This window comes from Marinitoga sp. 38H-ov, from assembly GCF_011057715.1.
Taxonomy (GTDB): Bacteria; Thermotogota; Thermotogae; order Petrotogales; family Petrotogaceae; genus Marinitoga.
The window spans coordinates 1-2,251 of sequence record NZ_LNGH01000051.1; the positions used below are offsets into that span (position 1 = coordinate 1).

At 25.7% G+C, this 2,251-nt stretch carries 1 protein-coding gene and 1 pseudogene; both read right to left on the reverse strand.

Annotated features, from left to right (window positions below; genetic code table 11):
• On the reverse strand, positions 1-1,141 hold a 1,141-nt coding region (locus AS160_RS09900; RefSeq protein WP_165148425.1), incomplete at its 3' end, for a methyl-accepting chemotaxis protein.
• Positions 1,142-1,697: 556 nt separating this feature from the next.
• A pseudogene (istB, locus tag AS160_RS11650) lies at positions 1,698-2,251 on the reverse strand (IS21-like element helper ATPase IstB); the annotation flags it as partial.

The window sequence follows — 2,251 nt, forward strand, 5'->3', positions numbered from 1 at the left end:
CACTTGCATTCTTTTCTATTGCTGTTGTTACTACTGATGATGTTTTTATTAATGTTTCTGATGAATCTTTTACTTTATTTACTAGTCCTGCTAATGATTCTATTGTTTTGTTCATTATATTTGCTAATTCTCCTAATTCATTTTTCGATTGCACTTCTACTTTAACATTTAATTCTCCTTTACCTACTTTTTCCATTTCAGAAGTCATTGTAGATATTGGATTAACAATACTTCTATTAACAAAAAGTATACCTATCACAAAAGCTGCAATAATTATAATTCCAAAAATTATAATATATAAATATGTCTCTTTCCAAACAGAGTTTTGTATAACTTTTTTAGGAATAGAACTATATACTGTCCATCCTAAATCTGGTAATTTATAATAAAAAGCTAATTTTGTTATTTTATCATACGTATATTCTACAACACCAAAATCCGAATTTGCGCGAACAAAAAATTCTTGAGAACTTACATCTATTCCCCATTTTGAGGAATCTTCATGAACTAAAGTTATTCCCTTCTCATTGATAATATATGGAACTTCTTCTTCAAAAATTTGATCTCCAAAAAATGATTCAACTAGATTTTTTATGGACAAATCAATACCTAAAACTCCAACTATTTTACCACTTTCATCTGTTATTGTTTTTGAAACAGTTATTAATATCTCTCCGCTTGATGCATCAGCATATGGTTCTGATACAACAACTTTTCCAGGACTTGATATTGCGTTTTTATACCATGGTCTAGATGTAGGATCATACCCTTCAGGTAATTCAGCATCTGGTTTCATTAACATTGTTTTATCTTTTAATCCCAAATAAACCGCTTCGTAGTCAGTATAATTTTCTATAATATTTTCGAAGCCTTTAAGCATCCATGTCCTTTCATCATATTTATTTTCATACGCACCCTTTACATTTGCATCTGTTGATAACATATTTACCATATCAAAGATTGGTTTAAAATATGTATTTAATATTGTTGCTCTATTTTTAGTCGAAAATTCTAAATGATTTGTAATATTATCATATGTTTTATTGTAATTTTGATAAGAACTAATTACAGTAAACACAAGCATCGGCAACAAAGAAATTAAAATAATAATCAAAATCATCTGACTTTTCAAACTTTTCATAATAATTCCTCCCTTTAAATTTATTTTTATTTGTAGAATATATATAATATTATACTTATTACAAATTATAACATTCTATTAATATTATATCATATTTTTTTTTATATTCATAGTACTTAATTTTAGATTTTTATATTGGATTAAATATTATATTTAGAAAGGAAAATGAGTTATGTTTTATAGTGAATTAAAGATTTACTAAAGAAGCATTGGAAGTTGATCTTTTTTTATCGAGAAGTATTTTATCATTTCATAACTCAATATTTTTTATAAAATAAATCTAAAAATCCATATATATTTCAATGTAGTATATGCATGATGATTGAAATATAATATAGTTTTACATTCCATTATGGACAATTAAAAACCTTTGGTAATATTGATTAACCGAATATTTCAATTACTTATAGGAAGATAAAAACTATGTCCAGGAATCCGCCTTCTGAAAAACCCGGAATAGTTTCAATTCCTTATAGGTAAAATAAAAACTAAGGAAGAATACACACAGTGATCATGAAGACACAAGTTTCAATTCCTTATAGATAAAATGTAAAAGTCAACACAAAAATGTTAAAAAAAGGGAAAATAAAAATGTACAAAAAAAGAAATTAAGAATTAGAAACGAAACTTGATGAAGAATTAGCAAAAAACTCCATTTTTCTTTCAACCTGTATGATTCACCTTTGATTGATATAATATGAGAATGATGTAATAATCTATCTAATATTGCTTGAGCTAATATGGGAATTCCAAATATTTCACTCCACTCTGAAAAAGGCATATTTGTTATTATTATTGTACTGTGTCTTTCATATCTTTTAGATATTAATTGAAAGAATATATTTGATGCATCTGTATCAATTGGTAAATATCCAATTTCATCGATTATTAATACTTTGTATTTTGCAAAGTGTTTTAGTCTAGTTTCTAATCTGTTTTCTTTGTGAGTTTTTTTTAGTGTGACATTAAATCTTGAATGTGTATAAAATATGTTGAATATCTATATTTTGCACATTCTATTCCTATGGATATGTGTCTTGCCAACTCCTGGGGTTCCTACAAATAATATATTTTCATTATTTTCTACAAATCTTAAGCTTTTTAAATCTA